This window comes from Leclercia sp. M50, from assembly GCF_037150775.1.
Taxonomy (GTDB): domain Bacteria; phylum Pseudomonadota; class Gammaproteobacteria; order Enterobacterales; family Enterobacteriaceae; genus Enterobacter.
This window is the reverse complement of the sequence record NZ_JBBCPK010000006.1, coordinates 39,547-61,375: the sequence shown is the minus strand read 5'-3', so window position 1 is coordinate 61,375 and position 21,829 is coordinate 39,547. Positions and strand designations below refer to the sequence as shown.

Sequence of the window (21,829 nt, the reverse complement as noted above, 5' to 3'; positions counted from 1 at the left end):
ACAGTATATTCATCACTTAAGCATCGATAATCTGGCTTTCAAACAATGCACTCTTGCCTGGTATACACAAATGAAACCTGCACTGCTTCCCGATCTCGCGACCTTCGTTACCATTGTCGAACATGGCAATTTTTCAACCGTAGCCCGTATTACGGGCGCGACCCCCTCAGCGATCAGCCGTTGTGTTTCACGCCTGGAGAAGGAGATGGGGTGTAAGTTACTGAACCGTACCACGCGCAAACTGGCACTTACCGAAACCGGAAAATCGGTCTATGAACACGCCCTGGATATGCTGGACGCGGCACAACAGGCAATGGATTCCGGCAGCAGTCTGCAAACTATTGCGCAGGGAAAGCTCACGATAAGCGTACCGAAAGCCGTGGGACGGTTCGTGATCCATCCGCTGATGCCAGCATTCCTGGCGCGCTATCCGCAAATAGATGTCTGCCTGCGCCTGGAAGATCGCTACATGGATCTGATCGATGACGGTGTCGATCTGGCATTACGGATCACCGATACCCCTTCGCCAGGCCTGTACGGAAAACCGCTGATGCCGGTAACCCATATTATTTGCGCGACGCCAGAATACCTTCGTCGCGCAGGCACGCCTCAGCATCCGCACGACCTCCGGGGGCATAGCTGTATTTCGCTCGGTGAAACCCCGGCCGATTCACGCTGGAAATTTACCTCACAGGGAAAAACGGAGATGGTACAGACGCACGGCCGCTACGCGGCTAACCACACGGGCGTGCGGCTGGATGCGGTCAAACACCATGTAGGTATCGGGAGTTTACCGCTGTTTACGGCGCGTGAGGCGCTTGAAAAAGGGGAAATTGTACAGGTTCTGCCGGAGTGGACGTTTATCAGCAGCTATTCGGGCGATTTATGGCTGCTCTGGACGCGTAACAAGCATATGCCAGCCAGAATGCGAGCCATGATCAACTATCTGAATGAAAAAATGCCAGTCACCTGATGACTGGCATTTTCAAACCTTATTCTACTTCGCGGGCGTCGATTCGCAGCTCTTTCGGGACTTCGAAGACGATGTTCTCTTCGCGCCCTTCCAGCGGAACGGCTTCACCCCCACCCAACTCCTGAAGGCGAGCAATCACGTTCTGCACCAGAATATCCGGCGCGGAAGCCCCGGCGGTGACACCGACACAGGCCGCGTTTTTAACCCACGCTTCCTGGATGTCCGTCGCGTCGTCAATCAGGAACGCCGCCTTGCCCATTCGCTGCGCCAGTTCGGCCAGACGGTTGGAGTTAGAGGAGTTTTTCGAGCCGACCACCAGCACCACATCCGCCTGTTCAGCCAGGGCACGCACCGCTTCCTGACGGTTAGTGGTTGCATAGCAGATATCATCTTTACGCGGCCCGACGATTTTCGGGAAGCGCTGGCGCAGGGCGTCAATCACATCCGACGTATCATCAACCGAAAGCGTGGTCTGCGTCATAAACGACAGACGGGCTTCGTTTTTCACGTTCAGCGTCAGGACATCTTCCGGGGACTCAACCAGATACATCCCCCCTTCCGGGTTGCTGTACTGGCCCATGGTTCCTTCGACTTCCGGATGACCGGCGTGGCCAATCAGGATCGACTCTTCACCACGACGGCTGGCGCGGGCCACTTCCATATGCACTTTCGTCACCAGCGGACAGGTAGCGTCGAATACGGTCAGATCGCGGCTTTTGGCTTCGTTACGCACGGCCTGGGAAACGCCATGCGCGGAGAAGATCAGAATAGCGCCGTCCGGCACTTCGCTGATTTGCTCGATAAAGATCGCCCCACGCTCGCGCAGACTGTCGACCACGTAGCGGTTGTGTACCACTTCATGGCGCACGTAAATCGGCGCGCCGTAGATCTCCAGCGCGTTTTCAACAATGCTGATAGCGCGGTCTACACCGGCGCAGAAGCCGCGCGGGTTAGCCAACAGGATCTGCATTTCAGGCCTCCAGTGCCGGATCGATTTCCAGCACTTCTACATCAAAATGAACGGTACGCCCGGCAAGCGGATGGTTGAAGTCAACGGTAATCGAGTCGCCGTTGATTTCACGGATCACACCTGGCATTTCGCTGCCATCCATAGCGGTAAAGAGCATAATCGCCCCGATCTCAGGCTCTCCTGCATCCATAAATTCACGACGCGAGAAGTACTGGATCAGGTCCGGGGACGGCACGCCAAACGCTGCATCCGGCTCCAGTGAAAAGCTTTTTTTATCCCCCTCTTTCAGCCCCAGCAGCTGTTGCTCAAGACCTTCAGACAGAGAGGTATCACCCAGACGGAACAGCGCCGGTTTGCCGTTATTGCGGGTGGACTCCGCCGTGGAGCCATCATCGAGTTTCAGCGTGAAATGAACCAGCATCGCGCTGTTGGACTGTACGGATTTAGACATGCAGAGTGCTCACTCATTTTGCCCGGTGGCGCTGCGCTTACCGGGCCTACTCATCGTAGGCCGGTGCAAGCGCAGCGCCGCCCGGCGGGTTTGTTACGCCTGCTCTTTCGCTGCGGGCTTCGGCAAGAAGCCTTCCAGCACAATCAGCGCCGCACCGATACAAATCGCCGTATCGGCCAGATTGAAGGTGGCGAAGTGCCAGTTGCCGACGTAGAAGTCGATCATATCGACCACAAAGCCGTGCCACAGACGGTCGAACAGGTTACCCAGCGCGCCGCCAATGATCAGCGCGTAGGCGATGTTGTTCAGCTTTTGCGTGGCTTTCGAACGGTACATCAGCACGGCCAGTACCACGCAGATACCGAGGGCGATACCGGCAAAGAACCAGCGCTGCCAGCCGCCGCTGTCCGCAAGGAAGCTAAACGCTGCGCCATAGTTACGCGCATAGTGCAGATTAAGCGACGGGAACAGCGGAACCGTATCCCCCAGAGCAAAATTCTGGAGGATCAGGTACTTGCTGCCCAAATCAATAATCAGCACGACCACCACCAGCCACAGCCAGCGCAGCCCTGTTGAAGAGAGTGATTTACTCATCAGGCAAACTTACGTTTTTCGCCATCACCGGCGACGTTGCTGACACAGCGTCCGCAGATCTCTGCGTGTTCCGCCACCTGACCGACATCGGTCGTGTAGTGCCAGCAGCGCGGGCACTTCTCGCCGTCGGCTTTCGCCAGCGCCACTTTCAGCCCTTTGAGCAGTTCGCTCTGCTGGGCATCAGCGCTCGCATCGGCATAATCCGCAACTTTTGCACCGGAGGTCAACAGGACAAATCGTAATTCATCACCCAGCGCCGTCAGCTTCGCCGCCAGCTCTGGTTCAGCGAACAGGGTTACTGCCGCTTCCAGAGAGCCGCCCACTTTCTTGTCGGTACGCGCCTGCTCGATGACTTTGTTCACTTCGCCGCGAACTTTCAGCAGCTCGTCCCAGAAGGCATCGTTCATGGCTTCGGTTTCGCCCAGACCAAACAGACCTTCATACCACTCGCCGGTGAAGACATACTTCTCACGGTCGCCTGGCAGGTAGCCCCAGATCTCATCTGCGGTGAAGGACATGATCGGCGCCATCCAGCGCACCAGCGCTTCTGCGATGTGGTACAGCGCAGTCTGGCAGCTACGACGCGCCACGCTGTCCGCTTTAGCGGTGTACTGACGGTCTTTGATGATGTCGAGGTAGAACGAGCCCATCTCGATGGAGCAGAAGCGCATCAGGCGCTGCACCACTTCGTGGAAGTCGTAGGAGTCGTACGCCTTGACGATATCTTCCTGCGCCGCCTGGGCACAGCCTACCGCCCAGCGATCCAGCACCACCATCTCTTCCGGTTTCACCATATCTTTTGCCGGATCGAAACCATTCAGGTTCGCCAGCAGGAAACGCGCGGTGTTACGGATACGACGATAGCTGTCGGCAGCACGCTTCAGGATCTCGTCAGAAACCGCCATTTCGCCGGTGTAGTCGGTGGATGCCACCCAGAGACGCAGAATATCCGCGCCCAGCTTGTTCATCACGTCCTGCGGAGAAACGGTGTTACCGATAGATTTAGACATCTTGCGGCCCTGACCATCGACGGTGAAACCGTGGGTCAGTACCTGACGGTAAGGCGCTTTGCCCTTCATGGCGGTGGAGATCATCAGGGATGACATGAACCAGCCGCGGTGTTGGTCAGAACCTTCCAGATACATGTCGGCAGCGTGACCGGCAAACTCAGGACGCACGTCAACCACGGAGGCGTGGGTAGACCCGGAGTCGAACCAGACGTCCAGCGTATCCGGCACCTTCTCGTAGTTATCCGCATCTGCGCCCAGGATGTCGCGGGAATCGAGATCCCACCACGCCTGAATGCCGTCCACTTCAACGCGCTTAGCCACTTCTTCCATCAGCTCCAGCGTGCGCGGGTGCAGCTCCTGGGTCTCTTTATGCACGAACAGAGACATCGGTACGCCCCAGGTACGCTGACGGGAGATACACCAGTCAGGACGGTTCGCCACCATGGACTCGATACGCGCCTGGCCCCAGTCCGGGATCCACTGCACGCCTTTGATCTCTTTCAATGACTGCGCGCGCAGGCCTTTCTGGTCCATGCTCACAAACCACTGCGGGGTCGCACGGAAGATGATCGGCGTTTTGTGGCGCCAGCAGCATGGATAGCTGTGCTGCATTTTTTCAACGTGCAGCAGCGAGCCGTTGTCGCGCAGCATGTTGACGATGATATCGTTGGCTTTAAAGACGTTAACACCGTCCAGCGTCGGGTATGTGCCAGGCAGGTACGCGCCATCCGGGCCAACCGGGTTAGCGATTTCCAGACCGTACTGCAGGCTGATGTTGTAGTCGTCCGGGCCGTGGCCACCGGCGGTATGTACCGCACCGGTACCCGCTTCCAGGGTAACGTGCTCGCCCAGGATCGCTGGAACATCGAAATCGAGGAACGGATGCTTAAAGCGCATCAGCTCCAGCTCAGCGCCCTTCACGGTGCCGAGTACCTTATAGTCGGTGATATTCGCGCGCTTCAGCACGCTCTCAACCAGATCTTTCGCCAGAATCAGCGCGCGGCCTTCAACCTGTACCAGCGCATATTCGAACTCCGCAGAGAGGGAGATCGCGCGGTTGGCAGGCAGGGTCCACGGCGTGGTGGTCCAGATGACCAGCGAGATTGGGCCGTTGACGCCCGGCAGACCAAATTTGCCCTGCAGCGCATTCTGATCGACGCCTTCAAAGGCTACGTCGATGGACGGAGAGGTTTTGTCGTAATACTCAACCTCTGCCTCTGCCAGCGCAGAGCGGCAGTCCACACACCAGTGCACCGGCTTAGCGCCTTTGTGCAGGTGGCCGTTGCCGATGATTTTACCCAGCGCACGGATGATGTTGGCTTCGGTTTTGAAGTCCATGGTCAGGTACGGGTGCGACCAGTCGCCCAGTACGCCCAGACGGATAAAGTCTTTACGCTGACCATCCACCTGCGTGGCGGCATATTCGCGGCATTTAGCACGGAATTCAGCAGCGGTGAATTTTTCACCCGGCTTGCCAAACTCCTGCTCCACTTTCAGCTCGATCGGCAGACCGTGGCAGTCCCAGCCTGGAACGTAAGGCGAGTCATAGCCCATTAAGCCTTTAGACTTAACGATAATGTCTTTCAGAATCTTGTTTACAGAGTGACCAATATGAATGCTGCCATTCGCATAGGGAGGGCCATCATGCAGAATGAAAGTTTTTTTACCTTTTTTGGCTGCACGGATGATGCCGTACAGGTCATCATCGGTCCAACGCGCCAGCATTCCCGGTTCGCGCTTGGCGAGATCGCCGCGCATCGGGAACCCTGTTTCCGGCAAATTCAGGGTTGATTTATAGTCACTCATCAGATTCTCGGTTCCGTATTTATATCTCAGGCATTAAGCCGGGTTCGATAGCCCAAATATTTCGCGGGCTGTTAATTCATCTCTCGCGATTTGCGCTTTCAGCTCATCAAGCGAGGCGAATCGCTGCTCATTGCGTATTTTTTTACGCAGGATTACATCTATATGGCGACCGTAGAGGTCCATTACAACGTCCAGCAAATGCACTTCGAGCTGCTGGCGCACGCCAGCAACTGTCGGACGGGTACCAATATTGGCAACACCCGGTAAAGGCTTATCACCCAGCCCCGTCACTTCTACCGCATAAACCCCTTTAACCGGGGAAACCTGACGGCGCAGCGGTACATTCGCCGTAGGGAAACCAATGGTGCGACCCAGTTCATCGCCGTGCACGACGCGTCCGGAAATGGAGAACGGGCGTCCGAGCAGTTTTGCGGCGGTATCCAGATCGTCATCGGCTAAAGCCTGGCGAACCGCCGTGCTGCTGATGCGCACGCCGCCTTCGCAAAAGGTCTGGGTGCTGGTGACGTCAAAGCCATACTCCAGACCAGCCTTCTGTAATAGCAAGAAATCCCCCTGACGACCAGCGCCAAAGCGGAAATCATCACCCACCGCCAAAAACTGTACCCCGAGGCGATCGACCAGCAGGTCGCCAACAAAATTTTGTGCCGTCAGGGCGGCAAAGCGTCGGTCGAACCGGACGCACAGGACATAGTCCACGCCACACTGAGCCAGATAGCGTAATTTTTCACGCAGACGGGTCAGTCGCGCAGGCGCCTTCTCGCTGGCGAAGAGCTCCAGCGGCTGCGGTTCAAAAATCATTACGACGACCGGCAGACCCCGTGCCCGTCCCTCTTCACGCAATCCCTGCAACAGCACCTGATGCCCACGATGCACGCCGTCGAAATTACCAATAGTCAGCACACACCCGTGCGGGGCCTGACTGAGATTATGTATGCCGCGTATCAGCTTCATGACTGGCTCAAAACAGTGAAAATCGCCAGAGTATACCTTGTACAGCGGTTAAGGTTAACCGGCGATTGTTGCCGCAAAACAGAAAGCTGTAATGATTTCATCATGCTGACCTTTCAGAGCGAAAAAAACTGTCGGCAGATAACGTTTTTTGTGCCGAAAAGCTGTATTCAGACACGACAAGCTGGTAGAATCCTGCGCCATCACTACGTAACGTAGCGTCGCCACATTAACGGCGCTTATTTGCACAAATCCATTGACAAAAGAAGGTATAGAGGGCATATTCCTCGGCCTTTGAATTGTCCACATAGATCATATTTGGGAGTTGGACCTTGGCTAATATCAAATCAGCTAAGAAACGTGCTATCCAGTCTGAAAAGGCTCGTAAGCACAATGCAAGCCGTCGCTCTATGATGCGTACTTTCATCAAGAAAGTATACGCAGCTATCGAAGCTGGCGACAAAGCTGCTGCGCAGAACGCATTTAACGAAATGCAACCAATCGTGGATCGTCAGGCTGCTAAAGGTCTGATCCACAAAAACAAAGCAGCGCGTCATAAGGCTAACCTGACCGCGCAGATCAACAAACTGGCTTAATCGCTATTTGTTGTTGCTTGTTTTAAAAGAACCCGCTTAATGCGGGTTTTTTTATGCCTTCAGAGTACCGGTGGCGTAAACAGCGCAGCGTAATCCTGATTACAGATACGTTGCACCGCCGGATGCTGGATCATTCTTTCGGCAAAAATGGCGTGATACTCTTCCATCACGTTGTCCACCCGGCCTATCTCGGTAATCTTCTCATCCGCATAGAGATCCTGCGCATAGAGCGTCGGGGCGACAAAAATGGCGTTATGCGCTTCCCCGAACGCTTTCATCAATGCGGCATCGTCAAACTCACCCAGAATTTCAACGTTCAGCCCCTGGGAGTTAAACCAGTTCAGCAGCTTGCGTCCCAGCATCGAACGACGCCCGGGAACCAGTAAACGGCGCTCTTCCAGACAGGCGGGGAACGGTTTTTCTGGCGGCGGATTGCTGCACCAGAAGCTGACGCCGCATTCGCCAATCTTCACCGAAAAAAGGCCTTCCTGCTGTGTCGAGTCGATGGGGCAGTCAGAGATAATCATATCCAGCTTATGCTGGCTCAGCTGCTCCAGCAGCATCTCGTGCGTCGATTCAAAACAGCGCAGGTGGATCTGCTCATCCTTCACGACTGCCGCATCCAGCACCCCGCTGACCAGCCGCTTTGACAGCGCATCTGCAATGCCCACATCAAAAAGCAGGTTCGACTCCTTACGGTAATTCACAATATCGAGCATCTCCTGGCTCAGGGTGAACATTTTGTCGGCGTAGCGAAACACCAGTTCACCCAGTTCGCTTGGCTCAATACCGCGCCCCTTACGCTTGAAGAGCTTGCCCTGCAGGCGCTCCTCCAGCGCTTTTATCTGCCCGGTAATCGTCTGCGGCGTCAGGTAGAGCGCCTCTGCAGCGCCGACAACCGACCCCTCTTTGTAGACATGCCAGAAGTAGTAAAGATGGTTGTAGTTAAGATGAGACATATGATCCTCGCTCCCTGATTGTGTTAACGGGAGGGCTGCCTGTCCCTCCCGGAGTCCCGTTACGCCGGATGCGCCTGCGAGGGCAATTTCGTCTTCAGCAACATATAACCTACAAACGCAGCCAACAGCGATCCGGTTAAGATAGCCAGCTTAGCCCAGATGATAAGCTCAGGGGCATTCGCGCCAAACGCCAGTGTTGAGATAAAGATCGACATAGTAAAGCCGATCCCGCACAGCACGCCGACGGCCATGATCTGCCGGCAGGTGGTTCCGTGCGGCAGGGTGGCAAGCTTCAGTTTCAGCGCCATCCAGCAGAAGAGGCCAATCCCCAGCGGCTTACCGATAAACAGCCCGGCGATGATCCCCAGCGGCAGCATCGACATCAATCCATCCAGCGTGACGCCCTCAAGGGAAACACCCGCGTTTGCGAAGGCGAAAAGCGGCAGGATCATAAAGGCGACCCACGGATGCAGCACGTGCTCGAGCTGCTTCGCCGGCGATTTACCCTCTTGCGCCTTCAGCGGCACGAAGAAACCGATAATCACGCCGGCCAGAGTGGCATGCACGCCCGATTTCAGTACAGCCGTCCACAGCACCATACCCACCAGGAGATAGATACCAATGCGACGGACATTGCAGATATTGAGCAGCGCCAGTACCGCGATGGCCGCCGCCGCAACCGCCAGCGACAGCACCGACAGCTCGCTGGTATAGAACAGGGCAATAATGACGATTGCGCCCAGGTCATCGATGATCGCCAGGGCCATCAGGAAGATTTTTAACTCCATCGGCACGCGATTACCTAACAGCGCGAGAACGCCCAACGCAAAGGCGATGTCCGTTGCTGCCGGGATCGCCCAGCCATCCCGGGCAATGGGATCCTGATAGTTAAAAGCCAGAAAGATGAGGGCCGGAACCACCATCCCGCCGATGGCGGCAATCACCGGAAACGCCGCGCGCTGACGGCTTGCCAGGGAGCCCTGGACCAGCTCACGCTTGACCTCCAGCCCCACCAGCAGGAAAAAGACCGCCATCAGTGCATCGTTGATCCACAGCAGCATGTTCTTGTTGATTTCCAGCACGCCGACGCGTAACTCAACGGGTGTTTCCAGAAAAGCGTGATACAGGCCGCGGGTTGGGCCCAGGTTTGCCAGCAGCATAGCGATGGCTGCAGCCAGCATGAGTATGATGCCCCCAGAGGCCTCATTGCGGAAAAAACGATTCAAAAGTTTCACTATTACTCTCTCTTTTTACGACAATCCTTCGTTAAAACCATCATACGCACGGATATTCATCGGCAAAAGCAGGTTAATGTTAACTATAGACTCAGTTTTTCCGATCTGATTACTTCAGGGATAAAAAAGCCCGGAATCGCTTCCGGGCTTCGGGGACAACGTTAGCTCAGCATTAGCGAGTCAAATCGTCAAAGAATTTTTTCACGCCATCAAAGAAGCTTTTGGAGCGCGGGCTGTTGTTTTCACCTGTTGGGCCACCAAAGCTATCCTGCAATTCTCTCAGCAGTTGCTTCTGTTTTTCGTTCAGGCCAACCGGGGTTTCTACCACCACGCGGCAAAGCAGGTCGCCCTGAGCGCCGCCACGGACGGATTTCACCCCTTTGCCGCGCATACGGAACAGCTTGCCGGTCTGGGTTTCGCCAGGCACTTTCAGGTTTACACGACCGTCCAGCGTTGGCACTTCAATCTCACCGCCCATCGCCGCCATCGCAAAGTTGATCGGCACTTCGCAGTACAGGTTGTTACCTTCACGTTCAAAAATCGCGTGCTGCTTCACCTGTACCTGAACGTACAGATCGCCTGCCGGTGCGCCATGCTCGCCTGCTTCGCCTTCGCCAGAGAGACGAATACGATCGCCGGTATCCACGCCCGCCGGGATTTTAACGGAGAGGGTTTTGGTCTTCTCGACGCGACCGTGACCGTGACATTTGTTGCACGGATCCTTGATCAGCGTACCGCGACCCTGACAGTGCGGACAGCTCTGCTGCACCGCGAAGAAGCCCTGACGCATCTGCACCTGACCGGAGCCATGACAGGTTGGACAGGTCTGCGGCTTGGTGCCCACCTTCGCGCCGCTGCCGTGGCAAACGTCACACTCTTCCAGCGTCGGGATGCGGATCTCTTTCGTCACGCCACGGACCGCCTCTTCCAGCGTCAGCTCCATGTTGTAACGCAGGTCTGCGCCACGGGCTGCACGCTGGCGACCGCGGCCGCCGCCGAAGATATCGCCGAACACGTCACCAAAGATATCGCTGAAATCTGCGCCGCCGCCGCCAAATCCGCCGCCGCCCATACCGCCCTGTTCAAACGCGGCATGACCGTACTGATCGTAAGCCGCACGTTTCTGCGCATCGGTCAGGACTTCGTAGGCTTCTTTGATCTCTTTAAATTTGGCTTCGGCCTCTTTGTCACCCTGGTTGCGGTCCGGGTGATATTTCATGGCCAGGCGCTTGTACGCCTTTTTGATTTCACGCTCTTCCGCTGTTTTGGAAACGCCTAAAATCTCGTAATAGTCTTGCTTTGCCATCTTGTTTTATCTGCCCCTAACATGCGTGCACGGGCGGAGAGGAAACCTCTTCGCCCGTGCCAGTGTATTACCCGTTCAAAGGGCGATTATTTTTTGTCTTTCACTTCTTCAAACTCTGCGTCGACAACATCGTCATCTTTCGCGTTGTTCGCAGAAGCGTCAGCGCCTGCGCCAGCCTGCTGCTGTGCGTGCTGCTGCTGTGCGATCTCCATCAGCTTCCCGGAAACCTGCGCCAGTGCCTGCATTTTCGCTTCGATATCGGCTTTGTCTTCACCTTTCAGGGAAGTTTCCAGCGCGCTCAGTGCAGACTCGATAGCCGTTTTGTCGTCAGCTGGCAGTTTATCGCCCGCTTCTTCAACCTGCTTACGGGTGCTGTGCAGCAGATGGTCACCCTGGTTGCGGGTCTGAACCAGCTCTTCGAACTTACGGTCAGATTCGGCATTCGCTTCTGCTTCGCGAACCATTTTCTGGATCTCTTCTTCGTTCAGACCAGAAGAGGCCTTGATGGTGATCTTCTGCTCTTTACCGCTGTTTTTGTCCTTCGCGGAAACGTGCAGGATACCGTCAGCATCAATGTCGAAGGTGACTTCGATCTGAGGCATACCGCGCGGCGCCGGGCTGATACCGTCGAGGTTAAACTGGCCCAGATCTTTGTTATCTGCGGCACGTTTACGCTCACCCTGCAGCACATGGATGGTTACCGCAGACTGGTTGTCTTCAGCGGTAGAGAACACCTGGCTGTGCTTGGTCGGGATGGTGGTGTTTTTGGCGATCAGCGGAGTCATCACACCGCCCATGGTTTCGATACCCAGAGACAGCGGGGTAACGTCCAGCAGCAGTACGTCTTTAACATCACCGGTCAGTACGCCGCCCTGAACAGCAGCACCGATAGCAACGGCTTCGTCCGGGTTAACGTCTTTACGCGGCTCTTTACCAAAGAATTCAGCGACTTTCTTCTGAACCATTGGCATACGAGTCTGACCACCTACCAGGATAACGTCCTGGATTTCAGATACGGACAGGCCCGCATCCTGCAGCGCAACTTTCAGCGGCTCGATGGAACGGTTAACCAGGTCTTCTACCAGGCTTTCCAGTTTCGCGCGAGTCACTTTGATGTTCATGTGTTTTGGACCGGTGGCGTCTGCAGTGATGTACGGCAGGTTCACGTCGGTCTGCTGCGCAGAAGAGAGCTCGATTTTCGCTTTTTCTGCGGCTTCTTTCAGGCGCTGCATCGCCAGCGGATCGTTACGCAGGTCAATGCCCTGATCTTTCTTAAATTCGTCAACGAGGTAGTTGATCATACGGCTGTCGAAGTCTTCACCACCCAGGTGGGTATCACCGTTGGTTGCCAGAACTTCGAAGGTTTTTTCGCCGTCAACTTCGTCGATTTCGATAATAGAGATATCGAAAGTACCACCACCGAGGTCGTATACCGCGATGGTGCGGTTGCCAACTTCTTTATCCAGACCGTAAGCCAGTGCCGCTGCGGTTGGTTCGTTGATGATACGTTTGACTTCCAGGCCCGCGATACGGCCCGCGTCTTTGGTCGCCTGACGCTGTGCATCGTTGAAGTAGGCTGGTACGGTGATAACCGCTTCAGTTACCGGCTCACCCAGGTAATCTTCCGCCGTTTTCTTCATTTTTTTCAGCACTTCAGCAGAGATCTGCGGCGGTGCCATTTTCTGGCCTTTCACATCAATCCAGGCATCACCGTTTTCAGCGCCGATGATTTTGTACGGCATGATGGCTTCATCACGCTGAACTTCTTCGTCCTGGAAGCGACGGCCAATCAGGCGCTTAATCGCAAACAGCGTGTTTTGCGGGTTTGTCACTGCCTGACGTTTAGCCGGCTGACCAACCAGAGTTTCACCATCCTGGGTATAGGCAATGATAGAAGGCGTGGTGCGATCGCCCTCGGCATTCTCCAGCACACGTGCAGTTGTGCCGTCCATAATCGCTACACAAGAGTTGGTAGTACCCAGGTCGATACCAATAATTTTACCCATCTAAACGTCTCCACTATAAATTCGGTCAACATGTGGTTGTGTACCTGTAATAAGGGCAAAAGGTGCTTTTTCAACTGCCCAGATTTGAATTTTTTCAGGTCCACACACTGCGGTTGACTACAAGATGGGGTCGCAACGGCATCCATCAAGGGGGACGGATAAAAAATTTTTTAATTTCACCCTGATTAGATCATAGACGGCATCGATGGCGCCCATTATGATGCCGCGCCCCGCCAGGGAGTATTGGCGTGGGAACCACTATTTCACCATATTAATGATGATTTTTTTGAGGACTTATGGGCAACACTAAGTTGGCTAATCCGGCTCCGCTGGGCCTGATGGGTTTTGGCATGACCACCATTCTGCTGAACCTGCATAATATCGGGATGTTCCCGATGGATGGCATTATCCTGGCGATGGGCATTTTTTATGGCGGTATCGCACAGATTTTCGCGGGCCTGCTGGAATATAAGAAAGGCAATACCTTCGGTTTAACCGCATTTACCTCTTACGGTTCATTCTGGCTGACCCTGGTCGCCATTCTGCTGATGCCGAAAATGGGCCTGACCGATGCGGCTAATACGCCGTTCCTGGGTGTCTATCTGGGCCTGTGGGGCGTCTTCACGCTGTTCATGTTCTTCGGCACGCTGGTAGGTAACCGCGCGCTGCAGTTCGTCTTCCTGAGCCTGACCGTGCTGTTCGCCCTGCTGGCAGTGGGTCACCTGGTGGATAACGGCGAAGCCATTATCCACGTGGCGGGCTGGGTTGGCCTGGTCTGCGGTGCCAGCGCCATCTACCTGGCAATGGGTGAAGTCCTGAACGAGCAGTTCGGTCGCACCGTTCTGCCGATTGGTGAAAAACACTGATCCCCTTCGTGCCCGCTCCGCGGGCACGACTCCCCTCTCCGGTTACACCTTCCCCTTCTAATCTGCTTGTTTTTTGCCCGCATCAGAAACGATACGTAAACAGAACGGCAATAATCCTCATATTCAATTGATAAGCATTATCATTGCGAATAGTGTTGCCCGGGCATCCCGGATAATGGATATCAGACGGCCGCCAAAATGGAACGCGCAGGGGATAAATGATTCTTTTGTGTTGCATAGGGTTATCTGATGAACTCCAGCCTTGCCGCTCGCGAGCAAACTGGCGAAGCCATTATCGCGTCGCATTACCGTAAAGTCCTGGTCAGGCGTTTTACTCTGGCAGGCGTACTGCTCTTCTTTATTATCTGCTCCCTGATCCTCGATTTTATCCTCGGCCCGTCGGGCATCTCCGTTTCCACGCTCTGGCACACCTTAATGGATGCCGCTTCTGTCGATGCCGGCACGCGCGTTATCGTCTGGGAACTACGGCTGCCGTTCGCGCTGATGGCTGTCGCCGTTGGCATGGCCCTGGGGCTTGCCGGGGCAGAGATGCAAACCATCCTGAATAACCCGCTCGCCAGTCCATTTACGCTGGGCGTGTCGTCTGCCGCCTCCTTCGGTGCCGCGCTGGCGATAGTGCTCGGGCTGGGCATTCCCGGCATTGACGATAAGTGGTTTATTCCGGCAAACGCCTTTATCTTTGCCTTGCTGGCCTGCTTTATTCTGGATGGCATCAGCCGCTGGACCCGCGTGGCCACTTCCGGCGTGGTGTTGTTCGGTATCGCGCTGGTCTTTACCTTTAACGCGCTAATCTCCATCCTGCAGTTTGTCGCCAGCGAAGATACGCTGCAGGGGCTGGTATTCTGGACGATGGGCAGCCTGGCAAGAGCCTCATGGGATAAGCTGGCGATCCTGGCCGTAGCCCTGCTGATTATCGTGCCGCTGTCGCTGAAAAACGCATGGAAACTCACGGCGCTGCGTCTGGGCGAAGATCGTGCCGTCAGCTTCGGCATTAACGTGAAAAAGCTGCGTCTGGCGACGCTGTTACGCATCAGTATTATCTCGTCGCTGACGGTCGCCTTTGTCGGGCCAGTGGGTTTTATAGGCCTGGTGGCGCCGCATATCTCCCGCATGATGTTTGGCGAGGATCACCGTTTTTATCTCCCTGGCAGCATGCTGGTTGGCGCCCTGGTGCTTTCGCTGGCCTCCGTTTTTTCCAAGAACATCGTTCCCGGCGTCATTATTCCTGTAGGGATTGTCACCTCGCTGGTGGGCGTGCCGTTCTTCCTGAGCATCATTATTCGCAACCGGGGGAACGTATGACCGACGGCCTTCGCGTCCGGGAACTGCACACCGGCTATCGCAAGACAAAGATCATCAGCGGGCTCACCACACCCCTGCTCCCCCGCGGCGAGATCACCGCCCTGCTGGGGCCGAACGGCTCCGGTAAATCGACCCTGCTGCGCGCCCTGGCGGACCTGAATCCTGCGCAGGGCGAGTTACGGCTGAATGGCGAGGATCTGATGACGCTGCCCTCGGCAACGCGGGCGCAGAAGGTGGTTTATCTCCCGCAATCCCTGCCTCAGGGTGTGCACCTGCATGCGCTGGAATCGGTGATTGTCGCCCGTCGGGCCAGCGGCAGCGTCGATACGCAAAATGTTGAACAGGAGGCGTACGCCATCCTTGAAAAACTGGGCGTTGCTCATCTGGCGATGCGTTTTCTCGACCAGCTCTCCGGCGGGCAAAAGCAGTTGATTGCCCTCGCTCAGTCCCTGATCCGCCAGCCCGATTTGCTGTTGCTGGACGAGCCCCTGAGTGCCCTCGACCTCAACTATCAGTCCCATGTGATGGATATCGTCGCCCGCGAAACGCGGCTGCGCAACATCGTCACTGTCGTGGTGATCCACGACATCAACATTGCCCTGCGCCACGCGAACTATGCCCTGATGCTGAAAGGCGGCGAACTGATTGCCAGCGGCCTGCCGGGAGAGGTTGTTACCCCTGCTAATCTGGCGACGGTATATGGCGTGGAGGGACGAGTCGAATACTGTTCCCGCAGGCTGCCCCATGTGGTGGTCGACGGATTAACACCCTAAAAGAGATGGAAAACAGGATGCTAAAAAAACTCATCGCAGCCGCCGGGGGGCTGGCACTCTTCATTGCCCCGCTTATCGCCCAGGCGCAAAGCTGGCCCGTGACGGTCAAGGATATGGATAACCGCACGGTGACGGTGGAACACGAACCGCAGCGCATCATTTTGCAGGACGGGCGCGACATCTTCGCGCTGGCGCTGTTGGTGCGCGAGAACCCGTTCGCCAGGGTGGTGGCGTGGAACAATCTGCCGAAAAAGCAGGATACCGAAACCTGGAACGTACTGAAGCGGAAATGGCCAGAAGCGGAGAAGATCCTCGACATGAAGTTTTCCGACCAGGGCAATGTCGATCTCGAAACGGTGCTCTCCCGCCAGCCGGACCTGATGATCGCCCAGCTTCGCGCTAAACCGTCGCTGGTGCAATCTGGCGTACTGACGAAGCTCGAGGCCCTGCACATTCCGGTCCTCTTCGTGGATTACGAGCTGCATCCGGTAAAGAATACCCTGCCGAGTATCGCCCTGTTGGGCCAGGTGCTGGGTCAGACCGAACGCGCGCAAGCCTACATCGATTTCTATCAACAGCGTCTGGATAAAATCCACCAGCGTCTGGCGACCGTCAGCAAACAACCGCTGGTCTTTATCGAACCGATCGCCGGTGTTGGCGGGCTGGATAATGGCTGCTGTTTTACCCATGCGCGTAACGGCTGGGGGGGACTGGTTGAAGCGGCGGGTGGCACCAACATAGGCTCACAGCTGCTGCCTGGGGCGAGCGGGAATGTTTCGGTGGAAAAAATCATCGCCCTCAACCCGGACTACTACCTGATGACCGGCTCTAAGCGTCCGGGCAAAGGCTCGGCCATTATCCCGTTTGGCTATAACGTCCCGGCAGAGAAGGTCACCGCAGCGTTCAATGCGCTTGTGGCGCGTCAGGGGGTTGCCGCTATTCCAGCGGTAGCGCAGGGTCATACCGGGGCGCTGTATCACCACTTCTATAACAACCCATACAACATCGTCGCCATCGAGGCGTTGAGTAAAATTTTCTATCCAGCACTCTTTAACGACATGGATCCACAGGCGGATTACCACGCGATTATCGCTGACTTCACCCATATCCCGGATGAGAACATCATCCTGAGCTACACCCCTTCGCACTCATAAAAATGCCGGGCCCAGCCCGGCATTTTGCTATCCCGCGAGGACCGGTACTTCTACCGGTTTCTGGCGCAGCCAGATCCCCAGCGCCAGTCCCATCAACGAGAGCGCCAGCACATACCAGGCGGGCGCCATCGGCGATATCCCCATCAGCAGGGTTACGGCAACCGGCGTCAGGCCGCCGAAGATGGCGTACGAGACGTTATAGGAGAATGAAATCCCGGTGAAGCGCACCTCAGGCGGGAAGGCGCGGACCATCACATACGGCACAGCCCCCACCACACCTACGCAAAGCCCCACGGTGCCATACAGCAGGAACAGCTGTTCAGGATGGCTACCCGCAAGATGGTAAAACGCCCAGCTCGACCCGGCCAGCAGCAGGCTGCCAATAATAAAGGTCAGGCTGGAGCCGATACGATCCACCGCCAGCCCGGCAATCAGGCAGCCAAAGCACAGCATGATGGTGGCGATGCTGTTAGCCTGCAGCGTCACCGCCGGCGCAAAGCCATACTGTTTTTGCAGCCAGACCGGCGACATCAAAATCACCACCACGATACCCGCCGAGAGCAGCCAGGTGAGCAGCATTGACACCACCACTGCCTTTCTGTGCCGCACCACCACCGCTTTCACCGGCAGCTCCTGCGCCAGCGTCTTACGCTGCTGCATCTCAAGGAATACCGGTGTCTCCTGCAGCCAGCGGCGCAGATACATGGCGACCAGACCAAACGCGCCGCCCAGCAGGAATGGAATACGCCAGCCCCAGTCGTGTACCGCCTGCTGGGTCATGCTGGTATTCACCAGCGTCGCCACCACCGAGCCCAGCAGAATGCCGACGGTCAGTCCTGCGGTCAGTGTGCCGCAGGCAATGCCGATCCGCCGGGCCGGAACATGTTCCGCCACAAATACCCATGCCCCTGGTACTTCACCGCCGATCGCCGCCCCCTGCAGAATACGCATCAGCAGCAGCAGGACCGGCGCGAGAATGCCCATGGAGGCATAGGTAGGCAGCAGGCCAATCGCCAGGGTAGGTACCGCCATCAGCAGGATGCTGAGGGTGAACATCTTCTTGCGCCCGACCAGATCGCCGAAGTGGGCCATCACGATGCCGCCCAGCGGGCGCGCCAGATAACCGGCGGCGAAAATGCCAAAGGTCTGAACCTGACGCAGCCATTCGGGAATGTCAGCCGGGAAGAATAGCTCCCCGACGACAGCGGCGAAGAAGACGAAAATGATGAAGTCATAAAACTCCAGCGCGCCGCCGAGTGCGGCAAGCGTGAGGGTTTTATAATCCTGTCGATTGAGGGGCCGGTTGTAATGTGACATAGCGAACCATTCTGGGCTGAATTGTTGAGTTACATTTACAGCTATCGTAAAGAAAAAATTACTATACCGTAAATCAATCAGCACGCTACTGCCGTTACAGCTTATGTCACATTCTGGTTAATTTCAGGATATTGTTTCACGTCTCGCGCTTTTAGGGCGAAAAGCTGCTACTACCTGCGGATCGGTTTCGACGTAAGGTCCTTCCAGAAGCTGTACACAATACGGTACACTTGCAAAGATTCCCGCCACCACCACTTTGCCGTCAGCCTCTTTAACGCCTTCCAGCGTCTCTTTAATCGACTTCGGCTGGCCCGGGAGATTGAGGATAAGCGCCTGCTTGCGGATCACACCGACCTGGCGTGACAGGATGGCCGTTGGCACAAAGTGTAGACTGATCTGGCGCATCTGTTCGCCAAAGCCCGGCATTTCACGGTCGGCGACGGCAAGCGTTGCGTCCGGGGTCACATCGCGTCGTGCCGGACCGGTACCGCCGGTTGTCAGCACCAGGTGACAGCTCATTTCATCCACCAGTTCACACAGGGTTTGCTCAATCACGGCCTGCTCGTCGGGGATCAGACGGGTTTGTACTTCAAACGGCGTAGTCAGGGCAGACGCCAGCCAGGCTTCCAGCGCGGGGATGCCTTTATCTTCATAGACACCGCTGGAGGCGCGATCTGAGACGGAAACTAAGCCAATGCGTAAGGTATTCATATCCATTCCATTCAAACAATACAGATTGAGGGGAATGATACACGCAGGAAGGCGATTCAGACAGGGTATGAGAAAGGTAGCGTGACCGGGAGCCCGGTCACGCTGGAATGATTACAGCAGGTCGCCGATCATTTTTTCCAGTTTTTCCTGGTCGATGGCAAACTTACGGATACCGTCCGCCAGTTTGTCTACCGCCATTGGATCCTGGTTGTGCTGCCACAGGAACTCAGATTCAGTGATGCGCTCTGGACGGGCTTTCACTTCACCGCTGAAGCTCAGCTTACGCTCGATTGCGCCTTCGCTTTCTGCCAGCTCTTTCAGCAGCGCAGGGGCGATGGTCAGACGGTCACAGCCAGCCAGTTCCAGGATCTCGCCCACGTTACGGAAGCTTGCGCCCATCACCACGGTTTCATAACCGTGCTGTTTGTAGTACTCGTAGATCTCGGTAACGGAAACCACACCCGGATCTTCCGCTGCCGCGTACTCTTTCTTATCGGTGTTGGCTTTGTACCAGTCCAGAATACGGCCCACGAATGGCGAGATCAGGTAGACGCCCGCTTCTGCACACGCACGCGCCTGCGCGAAGGAGAACAGCAGGGTCAGGTTACAGTTGATGCCCTCTTTTTCCAGCTGCTCTGCAGCGCGAATGCCCTGCCAGGTGGAAGCCAGTTTGATCAGGATACGGTCGTTGCTGATACCCGCATCGTTGTACAGCTTGATCAGGCGTTTGGCTTTCGCGATGGACGCTTCGGTGTCGTAGGACAGACGCGCATCCACTTCAGTGGAGATGCGGCCCGGAACCAGTTTCAGGATCTCCAGACCGATGTTCACAGCCAGTTTGTCGGTAGCATCCACTACCTGCTGTGCGCGATCGCTGCTCTGGCTTTTCGCCCAGGCAACGGCATCGTCGATCAGTTTACGGTATTCAGGGATCTGTGCAGCGTTAAGGATCAGAGAAGGGTTCGTTGTGGCATCCTGCGGCTGGTACAACTTCATTGCCGCGATATCTCCGGTGTCAGCGACAACAGTCGTGAACTGACGAAGGGAGGTTAATTTATCCGTCATGATAGTGTTTCTCTTTAACTTGCCCTGGATAATTCGCGTTACCAGCAAGATGCCAGAAACGGAAAAATGACAGGTTTACTTGTTAGGGGGATGTAACCGGTCTGCCCTGATGATAACACGACGGAAGGTCAGCGCAACCGCAGACAATGCGCTGAAAGATACTGTGATAAACTCAGCAAATTAACAGATTACCCATTCACTGTTTGTTCAATCGCTCGAAGCGATTACCTATGCACTTTGGCATCAACACGAGGGACGTTAGTGCCTGATTATCTGTCGTTTATTAATGAAATTCTGTGGGGTTCGGTGATGATATACCTGCTTTTTGCGGCAGGTCTTTGGTTCACTGTTCGCAGCGGGTTTATTCAATTTAGCTCCCTTCCTCAACTGCGCATTAATCTGAAAAATAGCCTGAGCCCCCAGCCGGGAGGCTTAACCTCATTCCAGGCGCTCTGCACCAGTCTGGCGGCCCGGCTCGGTAGCGGTAACCTGGCCGGAGTCGCGCTGGCCATCTCCGCTGGCGGCCCGGGGGCGATATTCTGGATGTGGATGACCGCCATTATCGGCATGGCGACCTCCTTCGCAGAGTGCTCGCTGGCGCAGCTTTATAAGGAAGCGGATAAACAGGGGCAATTTCGCGGTGGCCCGGCCTGGTACATGGCCCGGGGCCTCGGCATGCGCTGGATGGGCGTGCTCTTTTCACTCTTTTTGCTCGTCGCCTACGGTCTTATTTTTAACACCGTCGAGGCCCACTCGGTGGCCCATGCGCTGCGCTTCGCCTTCGACTGCCCGGAAATCATCACCGGCGGCATGCTGGCCGCGTTCACGCTGCTGGCGATCGTCACCGGCATCAAAGGCGTCGCCCGGCTGATGCAGTGGATGGTGCCGACGATGGCGCTGCTGTGGGTCATGAGCAGCCTGGTCATTTGCGTCTGGCATGCCGGACAGTTACCCGCCGTCTTCAGCCTGATCGTCAAAAGCGCCTTTGGCTGGCGCGAAGCGGCCGCCGGGGCGCTGGGCTACACCCTGAGCCAGGCCCTGACGGCAGGTTTCCAGCGCGGCATGTTTTCCAACGAAGCGGGCATGGGTTCAACCCCGAATGCCGCCGCAGCCGCCGCCTCCTGTCCCCCTCACCCGGCCTCTCAGGGACTGGTGCAGATGATCGGCGTCTTCGTCGATACCATCATTATCGGTACCGCCAGCGCCATGATTGTGCTGCTGGCAGGGCCTATGGATCTGCCGGCAGATACCGCAGGCATACAGCTGCTGCAACAGGCCCTGATAAACCTGACCGGGGGCTGGGGAGCGGGATTCGTCGGGTTTATCCTCATCCTGTTCGCGTTCAGCTCCATCGTGGTGAATTACATCTATGCCGAAAATAACCTGATCTTTCTGCATCCCGATGCCCGGCGATCGCGCTGGGTATTACGGGGCGGCGTTGTGCTGATGGTGCTGCTCGGATCGCTGTTAAGCCTGCCGACGGTCTGGCAGCTGGCGGATATCATCATGGCCCTGATGGCCATCGCCAACCTGACGGCTATCCTGCTGCTCTCCCCGGTGGTGACCCTGATTGCCCGGGACTATCTGCGTCAGCGCAAGCTGGGTGTCCAGCCGGTCTTTGATGTCTCGCGTTATCCCGAGATTGAAGCACAGCTCGCCCCCGGCGCCTGGGATGATTTGCCGCGTCAATAACAGCCATCGATCACCCAGGGCGTTTTTTTTGCTAAAGTCGCACTCATTCTTCT

19 protein-coding genes and 1 pseudogene are annotated in these 21,829 nt (G+C 56.1%); 7 read left to right on the top strand and 13 right to left on the bottom strand.

Features of this window, described 5'->3' with window-relative positions; all coding sequences use genetic code 11:
• The first annotated feature begins 70 nt into the window (after positions 1 to 70).
• Complete coding sequence (locus WFM46_RS02645; protein WP_156653899.1) at positions 71 to 973, top strand: LysR family transcriptional regulator; 903 nt, start codon at positions 71 to 73, stop codon at positions 971 to 973.
• Positions 974 to 992: 19 nt separating this feature from the next.
• Here the strand turns inward: WFM46_RS02645 and ispH are convergent, their stop codons facing one another.
• The 6 genes and pseudogenes from ispH to WFM46_RS02615 all read right to left on the bottom strand — a co-directional run bounded on the left by ispH (position 993) and on the right by WFM46_RS02615 (position 6,951).
• Entirely contained in the window at positions 993 to 1,943 is a 951-nt protein-coding gene (gene ispH, locus WFM46_RS02640) for a 4-hydroxy-3-methylbut-2-enyl diphosphate reductase (protein ID WP_028015471.1), read from the bottom strand.
• A gap of 1 nt (position 1,944) precedes the next feature.
• Positions 1,945 to 2,394 (bottom strand): FKBP-type peptidyl-prolyl cis-trans isomerase, encoded by a 450-nt coding sequence (gene fkpB / locus WFM46_RS02635; protein ID WP_103178216.1) that lies wholly within the window; start codon positions 2,392 to 2,394, stop codon positions 1,945 to 1,947.
• A gap of 93 nt (positions 2,395 to 2,487) precedes the next feature.
• A complete protein-coding gene (lspA, locus tag WFM46_RS02630; protein WP_103178215.1) occupies positions 2,488 to 2,988 on the bottom strand; it encodes a signal peptidase II in 501 nt (166 codons plus the stop codon).
• Positions 2,988 to 5,804, bottom strand: coding sequence for an isoleucine--tRNA ligase (gene ileS / locus WFM46_RS02625; RefSeq protein ID WP_336997018.1), 2,817 nt, complete (start codon positions 5,802 to 5,804; stop codon positions 2,988 to 2,990). Before ileS ends, lspA begins: the two co-directional genes overlap by 1 nt.
• A gap of 33 nt (positions 5,805 to 5,837) precedes the next feature.
• Positions 5,838 to 6,776, bottom strand: coding sequence for a bifunctional riboflavin kinase/FAD synthetase (ribF, locus tag WFM46_RS02620; RefSeq protein WP_103823205.1), 939 nt, complete (start codon positions 6,774 to 6,776; stop codon positions 5,838 to 5,840).
• Between the two features lie 7 nt (positions 6,777 to 6,783).
• Positions 6,784 to 6,951: pseudogene (locus WFM46_RS02615) on the bottom strand (DUF2575 domain-containing protein).
• A 154-nt stretch (positions 6,952 to 7,105) separates the two neighbouring features.
• On the opposite strand from WFM46_RS02615, the gene rpsT reads away from it, so the two are divergent.
• Entirely contained in the window at positions 7,106 to 7,369 is a 264-nt protein-coding gene (rpsT, locus tag WFM46_RS02610) for a 30S ribosomal protein S20 (RefSeq protein WP_008502037.1), read from the top strand.
• Between the two features lie 59 nt (positions 7,370 to 7,428).
• On the opposite strand, the gene nhaR is transcribed toward rpsT, so the two are convergent.
• From nhaR to dnaK, 4 genes are all read right to left on the bottom strand, one after another.
• Complete coding sequence (gene nhaR, locus WFM46_RS02605) at positions 7,429 to 8,328, bottom strand: transcriptional activator NhaR (RefSeq protein WP_103178211.1); 900 nt, start codon at positions 8,326 to 8,328, stop codon at positions 7,429 to 7,431.
• 59 nt (positions 8,329 to 8,387) lie between these two features.
• Complete coding sequence (gene nhaA / locus WFM46_RS02600; RefSeq protein ID WP_156653897.1) at positions 8,388 to 9,563, bottom strand: Na+/H+ antiporter NhaA; 1,176 nt, start codon at positions 9,561 to 9,563, stop codon at positions 8,388 to 8,390.
• A 172-nt stretch (positions 9,564 to 9,735) separates the two neighbouring features.
• Positions 9,736 to 10,869, bottom strand: a complete 1,134-nt coding sequence (dnaJ, locus tag WFM46_RS02595) for a molecular chaperone DnaJ (protein WP_103178209.1) — start codon at positions 10,867 to 10,869, stop codon at positions 9,736 to 9,738.
• Between the two features lie 86 nt (positions 10,870 to 10,955).
• The gene (gene dnaK / locus WFM46_RS02590; protein ID WP_180209045.1) at positions 10,956 to 12,875 is read right to left on the bottom strand and encodes a molecular chaperone DnaK; all 1,920 of its coding nucleotides are present in this window, start codon (positions 12,873 to 12,875) and stop codon (positions 10,956 to 10,958) included.
• A 296-nt stretch (positions 12,876 to 13,171) separates the two neighbouring features.
• Here dnaK and satP point away from each other — a divergent pair, with 296 nt between their 5' ends.
• The 4 genes from satP (at position 13,172) to WFM46_RS02570 (ending at position 16,991) form a co-directional block, all read left to right on the top strand.
• Positions 13,172 to 13,741, top strand: coding sequence for an acetate uptake transporter (gene satP, locus WFM46_RS02585; RefSeq protein ID WP_103178207.1), 570 nt, complete (start codon positions 13,172 to 13,174; stop codon positions 13,739 to 13,741).
• A 249-nt stretch (positions 13,742 to 13,990) separates the two neighbouring features.
• Positions 13,991 to 15,064, top strand: a complete 1,074-nt coding sequence (locus WFM46_RS02580; RefSeq protein ID WP_336997017.1) for a FecCD family ABC transporter permease — start codon at positions 13,991 to 13,993, stop codon at positions 15,062 to 15,064.
• The gene (locus WFM46_RS02575) at positions 15,061 to 15,837 is read left to right on the top strand and encodes an ABC transporter ATP-binding protein (protein ID WP_336997016.1); all 777 of its coding nucleotides are present in this window, start codon (positions 15,061 to 15,063) and stop codon (positions 15,835 to 15,837) included. Before WFM46_RS02580 ends, WFM46_RS02575 begins: the two co-directional genes overlap by 4 nt.
• A 17-nt stretch (positions 15,838 to 15,854) precedes the next feature.
• Positions 15,855 to 16,991, top strand: coding sequence for an ABC transporter substrate-binding protein (locus WFM46_RS02570; protein WP_336997015.1), 1,137 nt, complete (start codon positions 15,855 to 15,857; stop codon positions 16,989 to 16,991).
• Positions 16,992 to 17,018: 27 nt separating this feature from the next.
• Here the strand turns inward: WFM46_RS02570 and WFM46_RS02565 are convergent, their stop codons facing one another.
• The 3 genes from WFM46_RS02565 to tal all read right to left on the bottom strand — a co-directional run bounded on the left by WFM46_RS02565 (position 17,019) and on the right by tal (position 20,084).
• On the bottom strand, positions 17,019 to 18,308 hold the full coding sequence (locus tag WFM46_RS02565) for an MFS transporter (protein ID WP_156653895.1): 1,290 nt from the start codon (positions 18,306 to 18,308) through the stop codon (positions 17,019 to 17,021).
• Positions 18,309 to 18,431: 123 nt separating this feature from the next.
• Positions 18,432 to 19,019 carry a molybdopterin adenylyltransferase gene (gene mog, locus WFM46_RS02560; protein WP_103178202.1) on the bottom strand — a complete coding sequence of 196 codons (588 nt, stop codon included), beginning with the start codon at positions 19,017 to 19,019 and terminating at the stop codon, positions 18,432 to 18,434.
• Positions 19,020 to 19,130: 111 nt separating this feature from the next.
• Positions 19,131 to 20,084 carry a transaldolase gene (tal, locus tag WFM46_RS02555; RefSeq protein WP_103178201.1) on the bottom strand — a complete coding sequence of 318 codons (954 nt, stop codon included), beginning with the start codon at positions 20,082 to 20,084 and terminating at the stop codon, positions 19,131 to 19,133.
• A gap of 261 nt (positions 20,085 to 20,345) precedes the next feature.
• Between tal and WFM46_RS02550 the strand changes: the two genes are divergently transcribed.
• Positions 20,346 to 21,776, top strand: coding sequence for an alanine/glycine:cation symporter family protein (locus WFM46_RS02550; RefSeq protein WP_103178200.1), 1,431 nt, complete (start codon positions 20,346 to 20,348; stop codon positions 21,774 to 21,776).
• Positions 21,777 to 21,829 lie beyond the last annotated feature (53 nt).